At 76.0% G+C, this 19,612-nt stretch carries 8 protein-coding genes; 3 read left to right on the forward strand and 5 right to left on the reverse strand.

The features are described 5' to 3' along the window. Positions 1-56: 56 nt before the first annotated feature. The 5 genes from AB0J08_RS01845 to AB0J08_RS01865 are packed head-to-tail and all read right to left on the reverse strand — an operon-like array spanning position 57 to position 16,720. Positions 57-1,085 carry a MupA/Atu3671 family FMN-dependent luciferase-like monooxygenase gene (locus tag AB0J08_RS01845; protein ID WP_360625243.1) on the reverse strand — a complete coding sequence of 343 codons (1,029 nt, stop codon included), beginning with the start codon at positions 1,083-1,085 and terminating at the stop codon, positions 57-59. Continuing rightward, complete coding sequence (locus tag AB0J08_RS01850; RefSeq protein WP_360625246.1) at positions 1,082-7,459, reverse strand: amino acid adenylation domain-containing protein; 6,378 nt, start codon at positions 7,457-7,459, stop codon at positions 1,082-1,084. Before AB0J08_RS01850 ends, AB0J08_RS01845 begins: the two co-directional genes overlap by 4 nt. 5 nt (positions 7,460-7,464) lie before the next feature. Continuing rightward, positions 7,465-10,950: an amino acid adenylation domain-containing protein gene (locus AB0J08_RS01855; RefSeq protein ID WP_360625249.1), complete on the reverse strand. Its 3,486-nt coding sequence runs from the start codon at positions 10,948-10,950 to the stop codon at positions 7,465-7,467. After that, positions 10,947-13,586, reverse strand: a complete 2,640-nt coding sequence (locus AB0J08_RS01860) for a beta-ketoacyl synthase N-terminal-like domain-containing protein (RefSeq protein ID WP_360625252.1) — start codon at positions 13,584-13,586, stop codon at positions 10,947-10,949. The genes AB0J08_RS01855 and AB0J08_RS01860 overlap by 4 nt, the downstream gene beginning before the upstream one ends. Continuing rightward, positions 13,583-16,720, reverse strand: a complete 3,138-nt coding sequence (locus AB0J08_RS01865; protein WP_360625255.1) for an amino acid adenylation domain-containing protein — start codon at positions 16,718-16,720, stop codon at positions 13,583-13,585. The genes AB0J08_RS01860 and AB0J08_RS01865 overlap by 4 nt, the downstream gene beginning before the upstream one ends. Positions 16,721-16,822: 102 nt before the next feature. On the opposite strand from AB0J08_RS01865, the gene AB0J08_RS01870 reads away from it, so the two are divergent. The 3 genes from AB0J08_RS01870 to AB0J08_RS01880 all read left to right on the forward strand — a co-directional run bounded on the left by AB0J08_RS01870 (position 16,823) and on the right by AB0J08_RS01880 (position 19,542). Next, the gene (locus AB0J08_RS01870) at positions 16,823-17,140 is read left to right on the forward strand and encodes an acyl carrier protein (RefSeq protein WP_360625259.1); all 318 of its coding nucleotides are present in this window, start codon (positions 16,823-16,825) and stop codon (positions 17,138-17,140) included. A gap of 219 nt (positions 17,141-17,359) precedes the next feature. After that, positions 17,360-18,163, forward strand: a complete 804-nt coding sequence (locus tag AB0J08_RS01875; RefSeq protein ID WP_360625262.1) for a glycerophosphodiester phosphodiesterase — start codon at positions 17,360-17,362, stop codon at positions 18,161-18,163. Further along, positions 18,160-19,542, forward strand: a complete 1,383-nt coding sequence (locus tag AB0J08_RS01880) for an MFS transporter (protein WP_360625265.1) — start codon at positions 18,160-18,162, stop codon at positions 19,540-19,542. The genes AB0J08_RS01875 and AB0J08_RS01880 overlap by 4 nt, the downstream gene beginning before the upstream one ends. Positions 19,543-19,612 lie beyond the last annotated feature (70 nt).

The following is a 19,612-nucleotide window of genomic DNA, read 5'->3' on the forward strand; positions in this document are numbered from 1 at the left end:
GGTTGCTCCTGTCGGTCGGTGGTGGGCGGGAAGGGGCGGACACGCCCTGGGGCGTCTCACAGGTGTTCGCTGCGGCGGCGCAGCTCGGCCAGGGTGCGCAGGGACTCCAGCACCGCGTCGGTGCCGACGCCGAAGTCGATCAGGCAGGCGATCTCGTCGACCCCGATCTCGGCCAGCGACTCCACCAGCGGCAGGGCGTCCTCGACCGATCCGAGCAGGCAGCGCTCCCGGGAGAAGTCCCGGTAGGCCAGCTCCAGCAGCTCCTCCATCGCCTCCGGCGAGGCGTCGGCCCCGCCCGGCGCGGTGTTCAGGCCGAACAGGCTGAGCGAGGAGCGCATGTACGCCAGCAGCGGCTCGCGGGCCCGGGCCAGCGCCTGCTCGCGGTCGGGCCCCAGATGGGTGTGCACCATGACGGCGACCCGCTCGCGCTCCGGTTCGTGCCCGTGGACGGCGAGCGCGTCGGCGTACCCGGCGAGGTTGTCCTCCAACTGCTCCAGCGACTGGCCGAGCAGGTGGGTCAGCACCCCGGCGCCGGTCTCGCCCGCGAAGGCGTAGGTGTCCGGCGAGCCCGCCGCCGTGATCCACAGCGGCAGGCCGCCCCCGGCGGGCGTCGGGTAGGTGCGGATCCGGTGGGTGGCGCCGCCGGGCCCCGGACGGTCGACCTCCTCACCCGCCCAGAGCCGGCGCACCTCGTCGAGGCCCTTGCGCAGCTCGGCCTTGGCCGCCGCGAACCGCTCGGGGGCGAGCACGAAGTCCTGCGGGTTCCAACCGGAGGCGAGGGCGATCTCGGCCCGGCCCCCGGAGATCCGGTCCACCACCGCCCACTCCTCGGCGACCCGCAGCGGGTCGTGCAGCGGCAGCACCACGCTGCCGGCCCGGACCGAGATCCGGCGGGTCGCGGCGGCGACGGCCGCACCGGTGACGGCCGGGTTGGGGAAGGGCGCGCCGAACGGGTGGAAGTGCCGCTCCGGCGTCCAGACCGCCGAGAAGCCCTCGGCGTCGGCGAAGGCGGCGGCCTCCAGCAGCAGCCGGTACTGCTCGTCGGGGTCGTCCCCGTTGGCGAAGAAGAACAGGCCGAACCTCATGACTCCCCTTCCAGGGCGGTGGCGGCCGGACGGCCGTCCCGGCCGGCCGACGGGTCGAAGAGCAGGGCGTAGAGCGCCTCCCGGTACGCCGCCGTGAGCGCCCCGGCGTCCGGGCCACCGGCCCGCGAACGCGCCCGCACCCGGAAGCCGCCGGGGCCGTCCACCAGTGCGAAGTGCACCCGTTGGCCGGGCTGGAGCGGCTCGGGGCCCACCCAGCGCAGGGCGTGGCCGGCGAACTCCTGCTCCCCGCCGTCGTCCCAGGCGTAGTTGAACACCAGGTCGGCGGCGCCTGCGGCGGCGAGCGCCGGGTCGGCGGCCGCGAGGTCCGCGAACGGCACCGGCCGGGCCTCCTCGATCCGGGCCAGCAGCGCCCGGACGGCCGCCAGCGAGTCCGCGACCGGTGCGTCCGGGCGGATCGTCACCGGCAGCGGGACGACCTCCGCGAAGGCGCCGACGCTGTCCTCCAGCCCGGCGGCGGCCCGGCCGTCCCAGGGCAGGGCGATCCGGGGCGCACCGGTGCCGAGGGTGCGCGCGGCCGCGAGGGCGAAGGCGGTGAGCTGGAGGGTGTACGGCGACAGGCCGAGGCGGGCGCCGGCCTCGCGGACGGCGGTGTGCAGGCCGGCCTGCGGCGCCCAGTCGGCCTCGGTGTCCGGCTCGGCCCAGGTGTCCGGCTCGGTCCGGGTGTCGGGGTCGGTCGGACTACCGGGCAGGCCGAGGGCGTCGGCCGTGGCCGGGGCGCCGTGCCCGGCGAGCAGCTCGTGCCAGACCCCGGCGGCGTGCTTCGCCTCCTCGCCGTCCGCCAGCTGCTCCCGCCAGGCCAGCTGGCGCAGGAAGCCGCGGTCCTCGGGGCCCAGCGCCGCCGGATCCCGGTAGGCGGTGGCCAGTTCCCCGACCAGCGTGAGCAGGCCGAGCCCGTCCAGGGCCAGCGGGTGCAGGCTCAGGCCGAGCAGCGCCGGCCCGTCGGGCGGGGTGGCGAGCAGCAGCCGCAGCAGCGGGTCCCGGCGCGGGTCGGGGGCGCCGGCCCGGGCGGCCCGGTACACCTGACCGGCCAGGTCGGTGGCGGGATCCGGGTCGAGTACCGGCACGGTGTCGTCCAGCGTCTCGGCCGGACGGACCGTCAGCCCGCCGCCGTCCGGCGCGACCGTGAGTCGCAGGGCGGGGTGACGTCGCAGCAGCGCCCGGTAGGCCAGGCGCAGCGCCCGCGGGTCCGGGTGCTCGCCAAGCTCCAGGACGAAGCTCTTGCCGTCCGCGACGGCCTCGGGGCGGGCCGCCGCACGCAGTCCGGCGGGCAGTGCGGCGGGCGGGCCGGCGTCCGGCAGGAGGGCCTGCGGCCGGGGTCCGCCGGGTGCGGCGGCCCCGCCCGCGGTGCGGAGCGCCAGCCGGCGGGTCACCTGCTCGGCGGTGCGGCAGCGGTAGAACTCCGCCACGGAGAGCCCCTGCGCGGCCGGGAATCGCTCGCGCAGCCCGTACAGCACCCGGACGGCCAGCAGGGAGTGCCCGCCGGCGGCGAAGAAGTCGTCGTCGGCCGCGAGGTCGGGGCGCTCCAGGATCCGGCGGAACAGTTCCAGCACCTCCCCGCCCGGTCCGTCCTGGCCGACGGCGGGTCCCGCGGCCGAAGCCGCCGTCGGAGCCGATACCGGTGCCGGAGTCGGCGCCGGCGTCGGCGTCGGGCGGCCCGGGGCGGGCAGCAGGGCCGGGACGACCTTGCCGTTGACGTTCACGGGCAGCGCGTCCAGCACCGTGAAGGTGGCCGGGACCAGCGCCGAGGGCAGCTCCGCCAGCAGCCGCTCGCGCACCCGCTCCACCGGGACGGCGGTCACCAGGTAGGCGTCCAGCCGCCGTTCGCCGTCCGTGCCGGCCACCACCACCGCCACGTCCCGGACGCCGGGCACCCGGCGGATCGCCAGGTCCACCTCGGCGAGCTCCACCCGGTGACCGCGGATCTTGACCTGGCCGTCCGCGCGGCCGAGGAACTCCAGCTCACCGTCGGGCAGCAGCCTGGCCCGGTCGCCGGTGCGGTACCACGCGGTCCCCCCGGAGCGCTCGAAGCGCTCGGCGGTCTGCGCGGGCAGCCCGAGGTAGCCCTCGGCCACGCACACCCCGCCGATCCTCAGCTCGCCCACCGCACCGTACGGCACGTCGCGGCCCGCCGGGTCGGTCAGCCGCAGCACGGTGTTGGGCAGCGGCCGGCCGATCGGCGCGTAACGGGGCCAGTCGGTGGACGGGCCCCGGAAGGTGTAGGAGGTGACGACGTGGGTCTCGGCGGGGCCGTAGTTGTCGATCAACCGGCAGTCGGGCAGCGCGGCGAAGAAGGCGAGCGGCGCGGCGCCCAGGCGCAGTTGCTCGCCGGTCGCGGCGATCTCCCGCAGCGAGGCGAACTGCTCGGTGTCGTCCTCGAACACGGCCGCCACCGAGTTGAGCAGCGAGACCGGCCAGATGGCCTTATGCACCCCGTGCCCGGCGATGAAGGCGGCGAGCAGCTCGTGGTCGTACCGGGTCTCCTCGTCGACCACGTGCAGCGAGCCGCCGCCGCAGAGTGCGCCGAAGACCTCGTGGAAGGCGGCGTCGAAGCCGAGCGGTGCGAACTGCAGCCAGCGCAGCGCCCGGCGGTGGCCGTCGGTCTCCCAGTGGACGAGGTTGGTCAGCGCCCGGTGCGGGAAGGCGATGCCCTTGGGTCGGCCGGTGCTGCCGCTGGTGTACGTCAGATAGACGAGGTCGGCGCCGGTGACGGAAGGGCCGTTCCACCCGCTGGGCGCGGTGAGTTCGGCGAGTGGGGGCAGTACGACGGCGGCGGCCGGCGGCGCGAACCCGGCAGCCTCCGGTCGCTCGCAGAGCACCACCGTTGGCGCGCAGTCCTCGGCCATCAGGGCCAGCCGGGCGGGCGGCAGCCCCGGGTCGAACGGGACGGCCACCGCCCCGGCCCGGACCACGCCGAGCAGCGCGGCCACCGCCGGTACGCCCTTCGGGAGGGCAAGGCCGACCCGGTCACCGGGGCGCACCCCGTGCCCGGCCAGCAGCGCGGCGACGCCGGCCGAGACCTCGGCGAGCCGCCCGTACGTCAGCTCCGTACCGCCGCCGGCCAGCGCGAGCCGCTGCGGCTCCCGCCGGGCCCAGTCCTCGAAGACCTCGTGGACGGGCTGCTCCGGTACCTCGGTGACCGGCCCGCGCAGGGCCTGCGCGGTTCGCCGGGCGAGCGCCGGCGGCTCGGCCGGCCAGTCGGCGACGGGCGTGCCGGGCTCGGCGGTCAGCCGGTCGAGGAGGTGGGCGAAACAGTCCCGCCACGCCTCGACGCGGGCCCGCCCGAAGCGGTCGACGTCGTAGCGCAGTCGCCCGCCCAGGTGACCGTCCGGGTCGAACCACCAGTCGAGCGACAGCTCGTACGGGCTGCCGCCGCGCTCGAACGGCACCGGGTGGGCGGTCAGTCCGGGCGGCGCGGGCGGCGGGCCCGACTCGCCGCCGAGCATGTTGAACAGCACGTCGAACAGCGGGGCCTCGCGCTGGTCCGCGGTGCGCCCGAGCCGGCGGACGAGGAGTTCGTACGGCAGCTCCTGGTGGTCCAGGGCGGCCCGCAGCCGGCCGGCGGCCCGGTCGACCAGCGCGGTGAAGTCGTCGGCGGGGTCGAGCCGCAGGCGCAACGGCAGTGTGTTGACGAAGTTGCCGACCAGGTCACGGGTGCGCGGATGCTGCCGGCCCGCCACCGGGGTGCCGACGACGAGGTCGGAGCTGGTGCCGAGCCGCCCGAGCAGGACGGCGAAGGCGGCGAGCACCACGGTGAACGGGGTCACCCGCCGCCGTTCGGCCAGGGCGCGGACCTGGTCGGCGACCCGCGGGGGGAGCTCGAACTCCAGCAGCTCGCCCCGGTAGCGGCGCTCGGCCGGGCGGGCCCGGCCCGGCAGCTCCAGCCGCTCGGGCAGGTCCGCCAGCTCGGCGCTCCAGAACGCGGCCTGCCGTTCGGCCTCGGCCGACCGGGTCCAGTCGTCGGTGGCCCGGGCGTGCTCGGCGAACAGCCCTTCCAGCGACGGGAGCCGGGCGGCCGGAGCGCCGGTGCGACGGGCGTAGCAGGCGTAGAGGTCGCGCAGCAGCACCCCGGTGGAGTGGGCGTCCGCGCAGATGTGGTGCACCACGACGGCCAGCACATGGCGTTCGGCGGAGCGCCGGAACAGCCGGGCGATCAGGGCGGGTGCCGGGTCCAGCGGGATCGCCGTGCCGAGCAGGTCGTTCACGGCCCGGTGCAGGGCGTCCTCGTCGGGGACGTCCACCACCGGGAGCTCGGCGCCGGCCCGCGGCAGGACGTCGAACCGCGGGCCGTGCTCGCTGCGGTGGAAGCGCAGCCGCAGGCCGTCGTGCCGGTCCACCACGTCCTGGAGCGCTCCGGCCAGGGCGGCCGGATCGAGCGGCCCGGTCAGCTCGGCGAGGACGGGTACGTGGTATGCCTCGGCCGCGCCGGGGATCTCGTCCAGGAACAGGAAGCGCTCCAGCAGGGCCGGTACCGGCAGCGGCCCGGCGTCGGCCAGGCCGGCCCCGATCGGCTTCCCGGCCGGCTTCTCGGTCGGCTGCTCGGTCGGCGCCGCGGCCACCAGGGCGGCCAGGCGGACGGGTGTCGGCTCGTCCAGGAAGGTCCCCAGCGGGATCCTGACTCCCCAGCGTTCCCCGGCCAGTGCGGCGATCCGCTGGGCGGTCAGCGAGTCGCCGTCGAGCACGAACAGGTCGTCCTCGGGGCCGACCTCGTCCGTCCCGAGCGCGGTGCGGAAGATCTCCAGGGCGCCCGACAGCAGCTCCTCGGGCCGCCGGGTGCCGGGCTCCACGGACTGGGGCTCCACGGACTGGGACTCCACGGCGCTCGACTCCGTCGCCGCGGACTCGGGCCGGACGGCCCCCTGGGCGCCCGCCCCGGTCGGGCGGGGGTCCAGCCAGTGGCGGCGGCGGTCGAACTCGCGGCGCGGCGGATCACCGTCGGGGAGCCGCACCGGCCCCTCCTCCAGCAGGAGGTGCGCGTTGGTGCCGCCCACGCCGAACGCGCTCACGCCGGCCATCCTCGGCAGCTCGGACTCCCAGGGCAGCGACTCCCCGGCGATCCGGAACGGCGAGGTGGCGAAGTCGATGTGCGGATTGGTCGACCCGGAGCCCGGCGTGGGCACCAGCTCCCGGTGGCGCAGCATCAGCACCGTCTTGATCAGCCCGGCGATGCCGGCCGCCGAATCCAGGTGTCCGATGTTGGCCTTGACCGAGCCGAGCACGCAGTAGCCGGTCGCCGAGGTGGTCTGCCGGAAGGCCTCGGTCAGCGCGGCGACCTCGATCGGGTCGCCGAGCAGGGTGGCGGTGCCGTGTGCCTCCAGGTGACCGATCCGGTCCGCGCCGACGTCGGCCAACCGGTGCACCCGGGCGACCAGTTCGGCCTGGCCCGGCACGCTGGGCGCGGTGTACCCGCTCTTGCGGCGCCCGTCGTTGTTCACCGCCCCGGCCCGGATCACCGCGAGCACCCGGTCGCCGTCCGCGAGCGCGTCCTCCAGCCGCCGCAGCACCACCAGTCCGGCCCCGCTGGCGAAGGCCGTCCCGGAGGCCTCGGCGGAGAACGGCCGGCAGCGGCCGTCCGGTGAGACGATGCCGCCCGGGGTGTACTCGTAGCCGAGGTCCTGCGGGTTTATCGCGGCGCCGCCGGCCAGCACGGCGTCGGCCTCGTAGTCCAGCAGCATCCTGGCTGCCTGGTGCACCGCCACCAGGCCGGCGGAGCAGCCGCAGTCCACCGCGAAGGCCGGGCCGGTCAGGCCCAGCCGGTAGGCGATCTGGGTGGCGGTGAAGCCCCGGTCGTTGCCCATCAACACCCGGTGCCAGCCGTGCGTGGCGACCACCTCGGGGTGGGCGAGCACGTGGTGCAGCAGGTAGTCGGAGTGGTTGAGGCCGACCACGGTGCCGATCGCACCGGGGAAGGCCGCGTGGTCGATTCCCGCGTCCTCCAGGGCGTGCACCGCGAGCTCCAGCAGGATCCGCTGCTGGGGGTCGGTCAACGCGGCCTCGGCGGGGGTCATCCCGAACGCGGCGGCGTCGAACAGCGCGGGGTCGCCGAAGGGCCGTCGGACCGGCACGTGGACCGGGCCGCCGGGGGCCGACCCGGCCAGGCCGGCCCGGCGCAGCTCCTCCGCCGGGACCTCCTCGCGGACCTCGGTCCCCGCGCGCAGCAGCGACCAGAACTCCGCCGTGGAGTCCGCTCCGGGGAAGCGGCAGGCCATCCCGGTCACGGCGATCGCGGGCAGCTCGTCGTCGAACCGGTCCTCGTACGGCTGCTCGTCCTCGGCCGGGGCCGGGGCCGCGGACGGGGCTGCAGCCGAGGCTGCGGACGGGGACGCGAAGGGGGCTGCGGGTGGGGATGCGGTCACGGCGGTCACTCCTCGCTCGCGGGTCGGGCGGTGGCGGCGGCGGCGCGCGAGCGGCGTTTGCGCAGCACCTGCTCGCGCCGGCGGTCGCCGACCGTGCGCTCGGCGGCCGTCCGTTCGGCGGTCGGTGCCCCGGGGGCGGTCCGGTCCTCCTCGGCGGCGGCGCCGCGCAGATGGGCGGCGTACCCACGGGCCGTCGGGTAGCGGAACAGGTCGACGATCCTGGCCTCGGCGCTGACCTTCGCGCGGATCTCGGTGAGCAGCCGGGCGACCAGGATGGAGTTGCCACCGAGGCGGAAGAAGTCGTCCTCCACGGTGGCCAGCGGCCGGTCCAGCACCGTGCGCCAGGCCGCCAGCAGCTGCTCCTCCAGCTCGTCGCGGGGCTGCGCCGCCGGATCGCCCGCCCCGGCCGGAGCGGCTCCGGCGAGGACGACCGTCGGCAGCGCGGCCCGGTCGGTCTTGCCGCCCGCCGTCGTCGGCAGCGCCGCGAGGCGGTGGAAGGCCGCGGGCAGGTACGGGTCGGGCAGGGCGTCGGCGAGGGCCGCCCGCAGCTCCCCGGCCGTCCGGTCCAGGCCGTCCCGGGTGACGTAGTGGGCGACCAGCGCCGCCTCGGCGCCGGTGTGCTGCACCACCACCGCGCAGGCGGCGATGCCGGGCAGCGCACCGATCGCCCGCTCCACCTCGGGGAGCTCGATCCGGTAGCCGTTCACCTTGACCTGGTGGTCCAGCCGCCCGGCCAGCTCCAGGGTGCCGTCCGGCAGCCTCCGGGCGAGGTCCCCGGTGCGGTACAGCCGTTCGCCGTCCGGCCCGTCGACGAAGCGGCGCGCGGTGAGCCCGGGGTCGCCCAGGTACCCCTCGGCCAGGCCGGCGCCGGCGATCGCCAGCTCGCCGAAGAGGCCGTCCGGCTGCGGGCGCAGCGCCGCGTCCAGGATCCGTACCCGGGTGTTGGCCAGCGGCCGGCCGACCAGCACCGCCGCCGGCCGCTGCGGCACCTCCCAGCAGGTCGACCAGACGGTGGTCTCGGTCGGCCCGTACATGTTGAGCACCCGGGGGATGCCCAGCTCCTTCAAGCGGGTCGCCAGTGCCAGGTCCAACGGCTCGCCGCCGCAGAGCAGCAGCCGCAGTCGCGCCAGCGCGCGCTCGCCGCCGGGCAGCCGCAGCACGCTGCGCAGCAGGGTCGGGGTCGCCTGGAGGGCGGTCGCGCCGCTGCGCTCGACGAGCTCCGGCAGGCTCTCGGCGCTCGCCTCCCCGGGGGCCGTGGCCAGCGTCTCCGCGTTCTCGGCCAGGACCACCGGGACGCCGCGCGAGAGCGTCCACAGCAGCTCCAGGACGGCGATGTCGAAGGTCACCGAGGTGACGGACAGCCAGCGGGTACCCGGCTCGACGGGGATGGTCCGGTCGAGCGCGGCGAACAGGTTGGCCAGGGCGCCGTGGGAGACCTCGACGCCCTTGGGCCGACCGGTCGAGCCGGAGGTGAAGATGACGTAGGCGGAGTCCCCGGGCGAGGGCGTCGGGGCGGGCGCGGTCTGCGGGGCGGGCCCCGTCAGCTCGGCGAGCGGCAGCCGCAGGCCGGCGAACTCCGGGCACAGCCCGGCGTACGGCCCGTCGGTGAGCAGCGCCGCGCAGCCGGCGTCGGCCAGCATGCCCTCCAGCCGGGCGCGCGGGTCCGAGCCGTTCAGCGGCACGTACACCAGGCCCGCGGACAGCACCCCGAGGAGCACCGCGACCAGGGCCGGGGAGCGCGGGACGAGCAGGCCGACCCGGTCACCGGGCCGCAGGCCCGCGGCCCGCAGCCCGGCCGCCACCGCGGCGGCCCGCTCGGCGAGGGCTGCCCCGGTGAGCGTCTCGGCCCGGAACGACACCACCGGCGTGTCGGCCAACCCGGCCAGCCGCTCCAGCACGAGTCGGTGCACCGGCACGGGTGCCACCGGCAGCTCCGCCGCGGCGTCCTGCTCGGCCTGCCGGAGGACGTCCTCCGGGCCGACCAGCGACAGCTCGCCGACCGGCAGGTCGAGGTCCCGGGCCATGGTGACCAGCACGCGCTCGAACCAGACCACCAGCCGCCGGACCTGGGCCTCGTCGAACAGCGTGGTGCTGTAGATGAGCTGGCCGAGGAAGCCCTCGGTCTCCTGGCGGAGCTTCAGCATCAGGTCGTACTGCGCCGCGTACACCGGCTCGGGGGCGATGCCGGGGCGCACCCCGGGCAGGTCGAGGTCGGTGTCCGGGTAGCTCTGGTAGATGAAGATCGACTGGAACACCGGCGAGTGCGAGCTGCTGCGCTCCGGCGCCACCGCCTGGACGACCTGGTCGAAGGGCAGGTCCTGGTGGGCGAAGGCGTCGAAGGCCGTGCGCCGGACCCCGGCCAGGAAGTCCCGTACGCTCAGCGTCCCGTCGATCACCGTCCGGACGGTGATCGAGTTGAAGAACAGCCCGAGGGTGCGCTCCAGGGCGGGGTACGGCCGGTTCGCCAGCGGGCTGCCCACCGCGATGTCGTCCGTGCGGGAGACCCGCGCCAGGAGCACGGTGAACACGCCCATGAAGACGCTGTACGGGGTCGCGGCGGCCGAGGAGCAGAGCAGTTCCAGGGCGGCGGTGGCCTCGGGGCCCAGGCGGAACTCCAGCGAGTCGCCCCGGAAGCTCTGCACGGCCTCCCTGGTCCGGGCCGGCGCGAGGTCGACCAGCGGCGGCAGGTCCGCCAGTTGTCCGCGCCAGAACCGGCGCTGGCGCTCGGCCAGGTCGGTGCCCAGCCACTCACGCTCCCAGACCGCGAAGTCGGCGTACTGCACGGTGGGTTCGGGCAGGTCGGCGGCGTGGCCGGCGATCCGGGCCGCGTACAGCTCCGAGAGCTCGGAGCGGATCACGCCGGTGGACCAGCCGTCGGAGATCACATGGTGCTGGGTGATCACGAAGATCCACCGGCCGCTCTCGCAGCGGATCAGGTCGAAGCGGATCAGGGGCGCCGCGGCCAGGTCGAACCTGGTCCCGGTGACCTCCCGGATCAGCCGCTCCTCCTCCTCGGCGCCGTCCGCGTCGAAGACGGTGAACGGCGTCGGGCAGTGCGCGGCGACGTCCTGCACCAGCCCGGCCGGACTCTCCCGCAGGGCGGTGCGCAGCACCTCGTGGCGCTCCATCAGACGGTCGGCGGCCCAGCGCAGCGCCGCCTCGTCGAGCGTTCCGGTCAGCTCCGTCGCGAAGTACATGTTGTAGACCGGCACCTCGGTGCCGAGCTGCTCGACCAGCCAGAGCCGCTGCTGCGCGTAGGTGGCGGGCAGCTCGGCGGTGCGGTCGGCCCGGCCGAACCTCACCTGCCGGCGTGCCTCCTCCTCGGCGCGCTCGCGCAGGAACTGCACGATCGCCTCGCGGTGCCGGCGCACCCGGGCGGTGAGCTCCGGGTCCAGCGCGCCCTCCGGGGCGGACAGCGAGAGCCGGCCCTCGGCGAGGGCCAGTCTGGCCCCGCGCCCGGCGAGTTCCTCCAGGACGTCCTGCACGGTCACAGCTCGACCTCTTCCCACTCGTCCGTGAAGCCGTCCTCAGGGGCGTGCCCGCCCGGCCCGTCGTCCTGCCCGGCGCCGACCAGCGTCCGGTACAGGCGCGCGGACGCCAGCTCGGCGTCGATCAGCTCCGCCGTCCCGACGGCGGTCTCCGCGTCCAGCAGGTCGCCCAGCGGGATCCGCACGCCGTACGACTGCCGGATCCGGGCCAGCACCTGGGCGGCCAGGATGGAGTGGCCGCCGAGCACGAAGAAGTCGTCCTCCGGAGCGACCTCGGGCAGGCCCAGCACCTCGCACCAGATGGCCCGGACGGCCTCCAGGGTGCTCACCCCCGGCTGCGGCGCGGCGGCGCCGGCCTCCGGCACCGGCAGGCGCTCCACCCGGCCGTCCGGGACCGCCGGGTGCCAGTGGCGCACCGGCTGGAACGGGTACGGCGGTGCGGCCGTGCGGCCGCCGCCGGCGCCGCGCAGCAGCTCCCATCGGAGCTCCGCGCCGCGCTCCCAGCAGTCCGCGACCAGCCGCAGCCACGGCTCGCCCCCACCGTCGGCCGGGACGACCACGCGGGCCTCGGGCGGCAGGGCGGGCGGCTCCTCGCCGAGGACGGCCGAGGCGGTGACCTCCAGCAGGTGCGTCAGCGACGGCGCGGCACCGGCGGGCAGCACGGTGCCCAGGACCGAGCGGACCTCGACCTGGAGCAGACCGGGCTCGACGTCGGACAGCTCCGACTCCAGTGCGGCCATCGCCCGCTCGCAGGCGCTGAGGTCGCCACCCCGGCGGGCGGCGGCCACCGCCGCGGTGTGGTGCCCGGCGCAGCGCCGGGCGACGTCCGGGTCGAGCGCCCCGCCGAAGGCCAGGGCGGCGAACTCGCCCACCCCGGAGGCGGCCAGGGCGGCGGGCTCGACCCCGAGAGCGGCGAGCGCCCGCAGCGCGGCGAGCCGCCACGCGAAGCCGTCGGCCGTCGGGGCATCGTCGTGAGGTGCGTCCCCGGAAGGCGCGTCACCGGTCGGAGCATCGTCGTGAGGTGCGTCCCCGGAAGGTGCGTCCCCGGTCAGGCCGAGGACCAGGGGGCCGTCGACGGGAGTCGCGGGACCGTCGGCCAGGGCCGCGAGCAGCCCGGTCGGCCCGGCGGCGGTCCAGGCGCGCCGCAGCGGGCCGGGGGCCCGGCCCGCCTGGAGGGCCCGGGCCAGGGCCGCGGGGTCGGCGCCGTCCTGCGCGAGCAGGGCCCGCAGGTCGGCGTACGACTGTTCGAAGGACCAGGCCGAGCGGGCGGAGAGCGGCAGGATCTGCGGCCCGTCGCCGGCCGGGGCGGCCGGGGCGGCGGGCGGCTGCTCCAGCACGACGTGGGCGTTGGTGCCGCCCACGCCGAGCGCGGTCACGGCGGCCCGGCGCGGCCCGGTCGTGGCGGGCCAGGGGGCGGCGCCGGACGGGACGTGCAGTCCGCTGCCGGTGAGGTCGACGGCCGTGGTGGTCTCGCCGTGCCCGGCGGTGCCCGGCACCACCGCGTCGCGGACCGCGAGGACCGCCCGGATCAGCCCTGCCATACCGGCTGCCGCGTCCAGGTGGCCGAGCGCGGCCTTGGCGCTGCCCACCATGCAGGGGGCGCTGACCCCGAGCCGGCGGCGGGCGGCCAGCAGCGCGGCGAGCTCGACCGGGTCGCCGAGCGGGGTGCCCGTCCCGTGTGCCTCCAGGTAGCCGATCGTCGCAGGATCCACCCCGGACTCGGCCCAGGCGGCCAGCAGGACGTCCCGCTGCCCGTCCACGCTGGGCGCAGCGAAGCTGAGCCGGGCGGCGCCGTCGTTGTTGAGCGCGGAGCCGCGCAGCACGGCGTGCACGGTGTCGCCGTCCCGCAGGGCGTCGGCCAGCCGCTTGAGCACCACCACGCCGACGCCGCTCCCGGGCACCGTGCCGTCGGCCCGGCGGTCGAAGGGGCGGCAGGCGCCGCTGGGAGACAGCACGCCGCCGTCGACCGCCAGGTAGCCGCGCTCGTGCGGCAGTGCCACGCTGACCGCGCCGACCAGGGCCGCTTCGCAGTCCCCGGCCAGCAGGCTGCGCCGGGCCAGGTGGAGGGCGGTGAGCGCGGTGGAGCAGAGGCTGGCGACGAACACGCTGGGGCCGGTCAGCCCGAGGTGGTAGGAGACCCGCAGCGGGAGCGCGGCGGCGGTGCTGCCCGGGGTGGGCTCCACACCGGCGGCGTCGAGCAGCGTGCCGTAGCGGTTGTCGCCGCTGCCGGCGAACACGCCGACCCGGCCGAGGCCCGTACCGCCGCCGTACCCGGCATGCTCCAGGGCGTGCACGGACTCCTGGAGCAGCAGCCGCTGCTGCGGGTCCAGCGCGGCGGCCTCGGCGGGCGCGATGCCGAAGTACTCCGCGTCGAAGAGGTCGACGTCGGCGAGCTCGCCGCCGACCGGGACGTACCGGGGGTCGGCGTCCTGCCGGGCCTGCTCGGTCTCGCCGGTGAACCGGCGGACGGCGCCGGCGTCGCGCAGCAGCAGCTCCCGGTACTCCGTCAGGCTGCGGGCTCCGGGGAGGCGGCAGGCCAGGCCGACGATCGCGACGGCCCGGTCGGGGACAAGGCCGGGGGCGTGGTCGGGGCCGGAGTCGGGGCCGGGCTGTGGCCGGCCGTTCGCGTGCTCGGTCATGACGCTCCTTCGTGCTGGCCGGCGGCCTTCAGCGCCTCGGCGACGGCGGCGACGGTGGGGGAGGAGAACAGATCGGTGATCGGCAGTGCGGTGCCGAACTCCGTGCGGAGCAGCCGGTGGAACCGGATGAGGGTGAGCGAGGTGCCACCGAGTTCGAACAGGCTGACGTCCCTGGGCACCCGCTCCTGGCCGGTGCCCAGCGCCTCGGCCCAGCGGGCCGCGATCCGGCGTTCGGTCTCGGAGCGCGGCAGGTCGGCCGGGCCCGGTGGGGCGGACCGCGGCGGTGCGGGCAGCGCCCGGACGTCGACCTTGCCACTGCCGGTGAGCGGGAACGCGTCCAGCGGTACCAGCGGGCCCGGGCGCAGCGCGGCGGGCAGCCGCTCCGCGAGGTGGGCGCGCAGGCGCTCGCGGGTGTCGGGCCGCTCGCCGAGGAAGTAGAGCGCCAGCACCTCCTCCCGGCCGGTCGCGACCAGCCGGGCCACCGCGTCCCTGACCTCCGGGTGGTCGAGCGCGACCGCGCGGATCTCGTCCAGCTCCAGCCGGATGCCGCGCAGCTTGACCTGCCCGTCGACCCGGCCGAGGAACTCCAGGGTGCCGTCCGGACGCCGGACGCCGAGGTCGCCGGTGCGGTAGAGCCGCGCCCGCGGGTCGGGGTCGAAGGGGTGCGGACGGAAGCGCTCCTCGGTGAGCTCGCGGCGGTTCACATAGCCGAGCGCCAGCGGTACCCCGCCGACCCAGAGCTCGCCCGGCACCCCGTCGGGCAGCAACTGGCCGCCCCGGCCCAGGACGTGGACCTGCGCACCGGCGGCGGGCCGGCCGATCGGGACCCGTCCGGCGGACCCCTCGGCGGGGACGCCGTACGAGGTGACGTCGATGGCGGTCTCGGCCGGCCCGTAGAGGTTGACCACCGGCGCGCCGAACCAGCGGGCCGCCCGTTCGGCGACCGCCGCGTCCAGGGCCTCGCCACCGCTGAACACCCGGCGCACCCGGTTCCCGTCGGCCGCCGGCGCGGGCTCCGCGAGCAGCGCCTTGAGCAGGGTCGGGACGAACTGGACCACGGTGACCGCCCGTTCGGCCAGCTCGGCGGCCAGCGCGGCCGGGTCGCGGTGCGCCCACGCCGGGGCGACGACCATCGATGCTCCGACGGTCAGCGGGGCCAGGTACTCCCACACCGAGGCGTCGAAGACCGGTGGGGTCTTGAAGTGGAACCGGTCGGCGGCCGTGAACCCGAAGGTGTCCGCCTTCCAGCGCAGGTTGTTGGCCAGCGCCCGGTGCGGTACCCGGACGGACTTGGGCAGGCCGGTGCTGCCCGAGGTGGTGATCACGTACGCGGCGTCCTCGGGGCCCGGCACCTCGGCGTCGGCCGGCGGTGCGCCCCCGTCGGCCGGCGGGAGGCCCCCGTCATCCGGGGCGTCGAGGGCCAGCACCGGCAGCCGCCCGCCGATCGGCTCGGCGTCCCGTGCCGTCGGCACCAGCACGGCCGCGGCCTGGGCATCGGCGAGAACGAAACCCAGCCTGGTGCGCGGTAGTTCGGGGTCGACCGGCAGGAAGGCGTGCCCGCTGCGCAGCACCCCGAGGACGGCCGTGACGTACCCGGCGGAGCGGGGCACGCAGACCGCGACGGTGCTGCCGCGCGGCAGGTCGAGGGCCCGCAGCCGGGCGGCGATCGCAGCCGAGGCGCGCTCCAGGGTCCGGTAGTCGAGCAGGTCGTCACCGGCCAGGACGGCGGGGCTGCCCGGTGAGCTGCGGGCGTGCGCCAGGAAGGAGCTGGTGACCGGAACGAACGGGGCGGCGGCCGGGCCGTGGGCCAGCGCGAGCACCCGCTCCCGCTCGCCCTCCGGCAGCAGCTCCACCCGGGCGGCAGGCGGGTCCACGCCGGCCGCGATCCCGGTCAGCGCGCCGAGGACCAGCCGGAAGGCCGCCGCGATGGTCCGCGCCTGCTCGTCGGTGTGGCGGTCCCTGCGGTACTGGAGGCGGGCCCGCGCCCGCTCGCCGGCCACCTCGACGGCCAGCAGCAGGTCGATCTTGCCCGTCCGGGGGTGGATCGGCAGCCGCTCCACAGCGACCCCGGGCAGGGTGAGCCGCTCGGCGCCCACGTCGTGCACGGACAGCATCGCCCGGACGGCGGCGCCCGCCGTCCGCAGCGCCTGGTGCATCCCGGCCAGCGGCGCGCCCTGGTGCTCCAGGCCGGCCAGCAGCTCCTCGCGGACCTCGGCGGCGTAGCCGGAGAGGCTGTGCGTGTCCAGGTCGGGAGCCCGCAGCAGCAGCATGTCGGTGAAGAGGCCGATCGCGTCCTCGTACTCCGCGCGCCACGGGTCGATGGCGGGGTAGGCGACCAGCACGTCCTCCTCCGTGGAGAGGTGACGCAGCGTCAGGCAGCAGGCGGCCATCAGGACGGTGAACAGGGAGCCGCCGGTGGCGGTCAGCGCCGGCGTGAGGCCGTCGGGCAGGTCGAAGGCCAACTCGCCGGCCGGTCCGTCGGTTTCGGCGCCGGTCCGGTCCGGGGTGCCGGTGTCCAGCCCGGTGGCCCGCGCCGTCCAGAACGCGGCTCCGGCGGCGGTCTCCGCGTCGGGCTCGGCGAAGCGCTCGAACTGCTCCCGCGCGTAGGCGAAGTAGTCCTCCTCCGGCCGCTGTTCGGCGGTCGGCGGCGGCCCGGCGCAGACGCGGGAGAGCTCGGCCAGCAACATGGCCACCGAGGGCGCATCGACCGCGACGTGGTCGAACACCAGCAGCAGCAGGGCCTCGTCGGGCGCCCAGCGGTAGAGGTGGGCGGCCAGGCGCAGCGGCGCGGCCGGGTCGAACGGCAGGGCCGCGGTCTCGGCGAGCAGTCCGGGGGCCTGCGCCGCGGTCGTCCGATGGACGGTCAGCACCGATGCCGGCGGCGGCTGGACGAACTGGAGCGGACCGTCGCCGCGGCCCTCGCCGGCCCCCTCGGCAATGGCGGTCCGCAGGACGGGATGGCGTCCGACGACGTGCCGAAGTGCCTGGTCGAGGGCCTGGGGATCGACCGGTCCGGTCAGCCGGAAGGCCAACGGGATGTGGTACGAGTCGGCCGTGGGCGCCATCAACTGCGCCTTCCAGACCGTCTCCTGCTGTTGCGTCAGGGGAATCCCGACGCCTTGTGCGGCATGCATCGGCCACCTCCAGAGTTATAAAATGTCACACATCAGATGTCACGTTGAGGTGGCGTCAGGGATTGTGGCGCACGCCACAGGAGAATCAGGGGTCACACGAGAATGAACCAGCACCAGCCGGATGAGCAGGGCGTTCCGGACGAACAGGGCACCGGGGGCGGCGGGACGCAGAGGGGGACGCTCTGGCACGAACAGCGCGAGAACGTGCGCGCGGTCTGGGGGCAGGCCCTCGGGCACGAGGAGTTCGGCGACGACGAGAGCTTCTTCACCGTGGGCGGGCACTCACTGCTCGCCGCACGGGTGGTCGCCCGGATCAACCGCGCAGCGCCGGTCCGGATCACCGTCCGCGATCTCTTCGACCACCCCACCGTCGGCGGCCTCACCGACCTGCTGGCGGCCAGGGCGGCCGTCGGCGCCTGAGCCCGGCGATCCGTCACCGCCCGGGGGCGACCCGGCCCCGAAGGGGACCGCCGTCACCCCCGGGCCGACGGTAACGCCCGGCCCGCCGCACCGGGCGTTACTGCTTGACAGGGTGCGTAATACTGTAACGCGCACGACCCCGGGCGTCGTCGGAGCGGGCCGCGCCGCCCGGGCCCGCGGGCCCGGGCGGGTCCCTCCCCCAGCAGCTCGGAGCACGACATGCACCCCTTCCTCGACCAGCCGGGGCCACTCGCCTTCGCGCACCGGGGCGGCGACCTCGGCCACCCCGAGAACTCGCTCGCCGCCTTCGAGGCCGCCGTCGCCCTCGGCTACCGCTACCTCGAAACGGATGTGCACGCCACCCGCGACGGCGTCCTGGTGGCCTTCCACGACTCCCGCCTCGACCGGGTCACCGACCGCACCGGGGCGGTGGCCGACCTCCCCTGGGACGCCGTCAGGCAGGCCCGGATCGGTGGCACCGAACCGGTGCCGCTGCTGGAGGACCTGCTCGACGCCTTCCCCGAGGCCCGCTTCAACGTCGACGTCAAGGCTGCGCCGGCCGTCGGGCCGCTGGTCGAGGCGGTCCGCCGGACGAACGCCTGGGACCGGATCTGCGTCGGCGGCTTCTCCGACAGCCGCCTCGCCGCCGTCCGCGCCGCCGCCGGCCCCCGGCTGGCCACCTCGCTCGGCCCACGCGAGGTGGCCCGGCTCCGGCTGCGCTCGCTGGCCGGGCCACTGGTGCGGGGGCGCGGGGCACCGTTCGCCGGAGTGTGCGCGCAGGTACCGGAGCGGCACCGGGGCGTCCGGGTCGTCGACCGGGCCTTCGTCCGCGCCGCCCACCGCCTCGGCCTGCAGGTGCACGTCTGGACCGTGGACGATCCCACCCGGATCAGGGCTCTCCTCGACCTCGGCGTGGATGGCATCATGGCCGACCGCATCGACGTCCTGCGGGACGTCCTCGGTGAGCGCGGCTGCCGACCCGACGGCAGCACCGGCTCCAGCACGGTGACAGGAGCCTCATGAACACCACCACGGCCCACCGGCCGGACCACCCGGCGACCACCACCGACGACCGCGCGCTGCGCCGGATGCAGTTCGGCTGGTACATCAACGACTGGGCCAACGCCGCCTTCTCGGCCACCGTCCTGACGGTGTTCCTCGGGCCCTACCTGACCTCGGTGGCCAAGAACGCCGCCGACGCGGCCGGCGACGTGCACCCGCTCGGCCTCTCGATCCGCGCGGGGTCGTTCTTCCCCTACACGGTCTCCTTCTCCGTGCTGCTGTCGGTCCTGGTGATGCTGGTGACCGGGACGGTCGCGGACCGCACCGGGCGGCACAAGGAGCTGATGTGCGGCTTCGCCTACGTCGGCGCGGTCGCCACGATGGGGATGTTCCTCCTCGACGGCGACCGCTACCTGCTCGGCGGCGCGCTGCTGGTGGTCGCCAACATCGCGTACGCGGTGTCGGTCGCGCTCTCCTACGCCTACCTCCCGGGCCTGGCCGCCCCCGACGAACGCGATGCGGTCTCCTCCAAGGGCTGGGCCTACGGCTACGCGGGAGGCGGCCTGCTGCTGATCGCCAACCTGGCGCTGTTCGAGGGCCACGACGCGCTCGGCCTGTCCTCCGGCACCGCCGTGCGGATCTGCCTGGCCTCGGCCGGCCTGTGGTGGGCACTGTTCACGATCGTCCCGCTGGTGCGGCTGCCCTCCCGGGCCGGTGCCGCCCCCGACCGTGCGGCGGCCGCGCCGGACCGGCCCACCGCCGGCAGCCTGCGCGAACTCGCCCGCACCCTGCGCGGCATGCGCCAGTACCCGCTCACGCTGCTCTACCTGGGCGCCTTCCTCTGCTACAACGACGGCATCCAGACCGTCGTCTCGCAGGCCTCGCTCTACGGCAGCGAGGAGCTCGGCATGGACCAGACCTCGCTGGTCGCCGCCGTGCTCATGGTCCAGATCGTCGCGATCGGCGGCGCACTGCTGCTCGGCCGGATCGCCCGCCGGTACGGCGCCAAGCGGACCGTCCTCGGCTCCCTGGTCGGCTGGGTGGTCACGCTCGCCCTCGGGTACCTGATGCCCGCCCACCAGCCCGCCTGGTTCTACGCCCTGGCCTGCATGATCGGCCTGGTGCTCGGCGGCAGCCAGGCGCTCTCCCGTTCGCTGTTCTCCCACCTCATCCCGGCCGGCCGGGAGGCCGAGTACTTCAGCGTCTACAAGATCAGCGACCGCGGCACCAGTTGGATGGGCCCGCTGGTCTTCGGCCTCGCGTACCAGGTCACCGGCAGCTACCGTTCGGCGATCATCTCCCTGCTGGTGTTCTTCGTGATCGGCTTCGCCCTGCTGGCGACGGTCCCCGTCCGCCGCGCCATCGAGGCCGTCGGCAACCCCGTCCCCGAACGCCTGTAGCGCCCTTCGCCCGACAGCAAGCACCACGAGCGGCTGCACCATCCCCTCCGGCGGTGCAGCCGCTCGTTTT

The organism is Kitasatospora sp. NPDC050463, assembly GCF_040655255.1.
Classification (GTDB): Bacteria; Actinomycetota; Actinomycetes; order Streptomycetales; family Streptomycetaceae; genus Kitasatospora.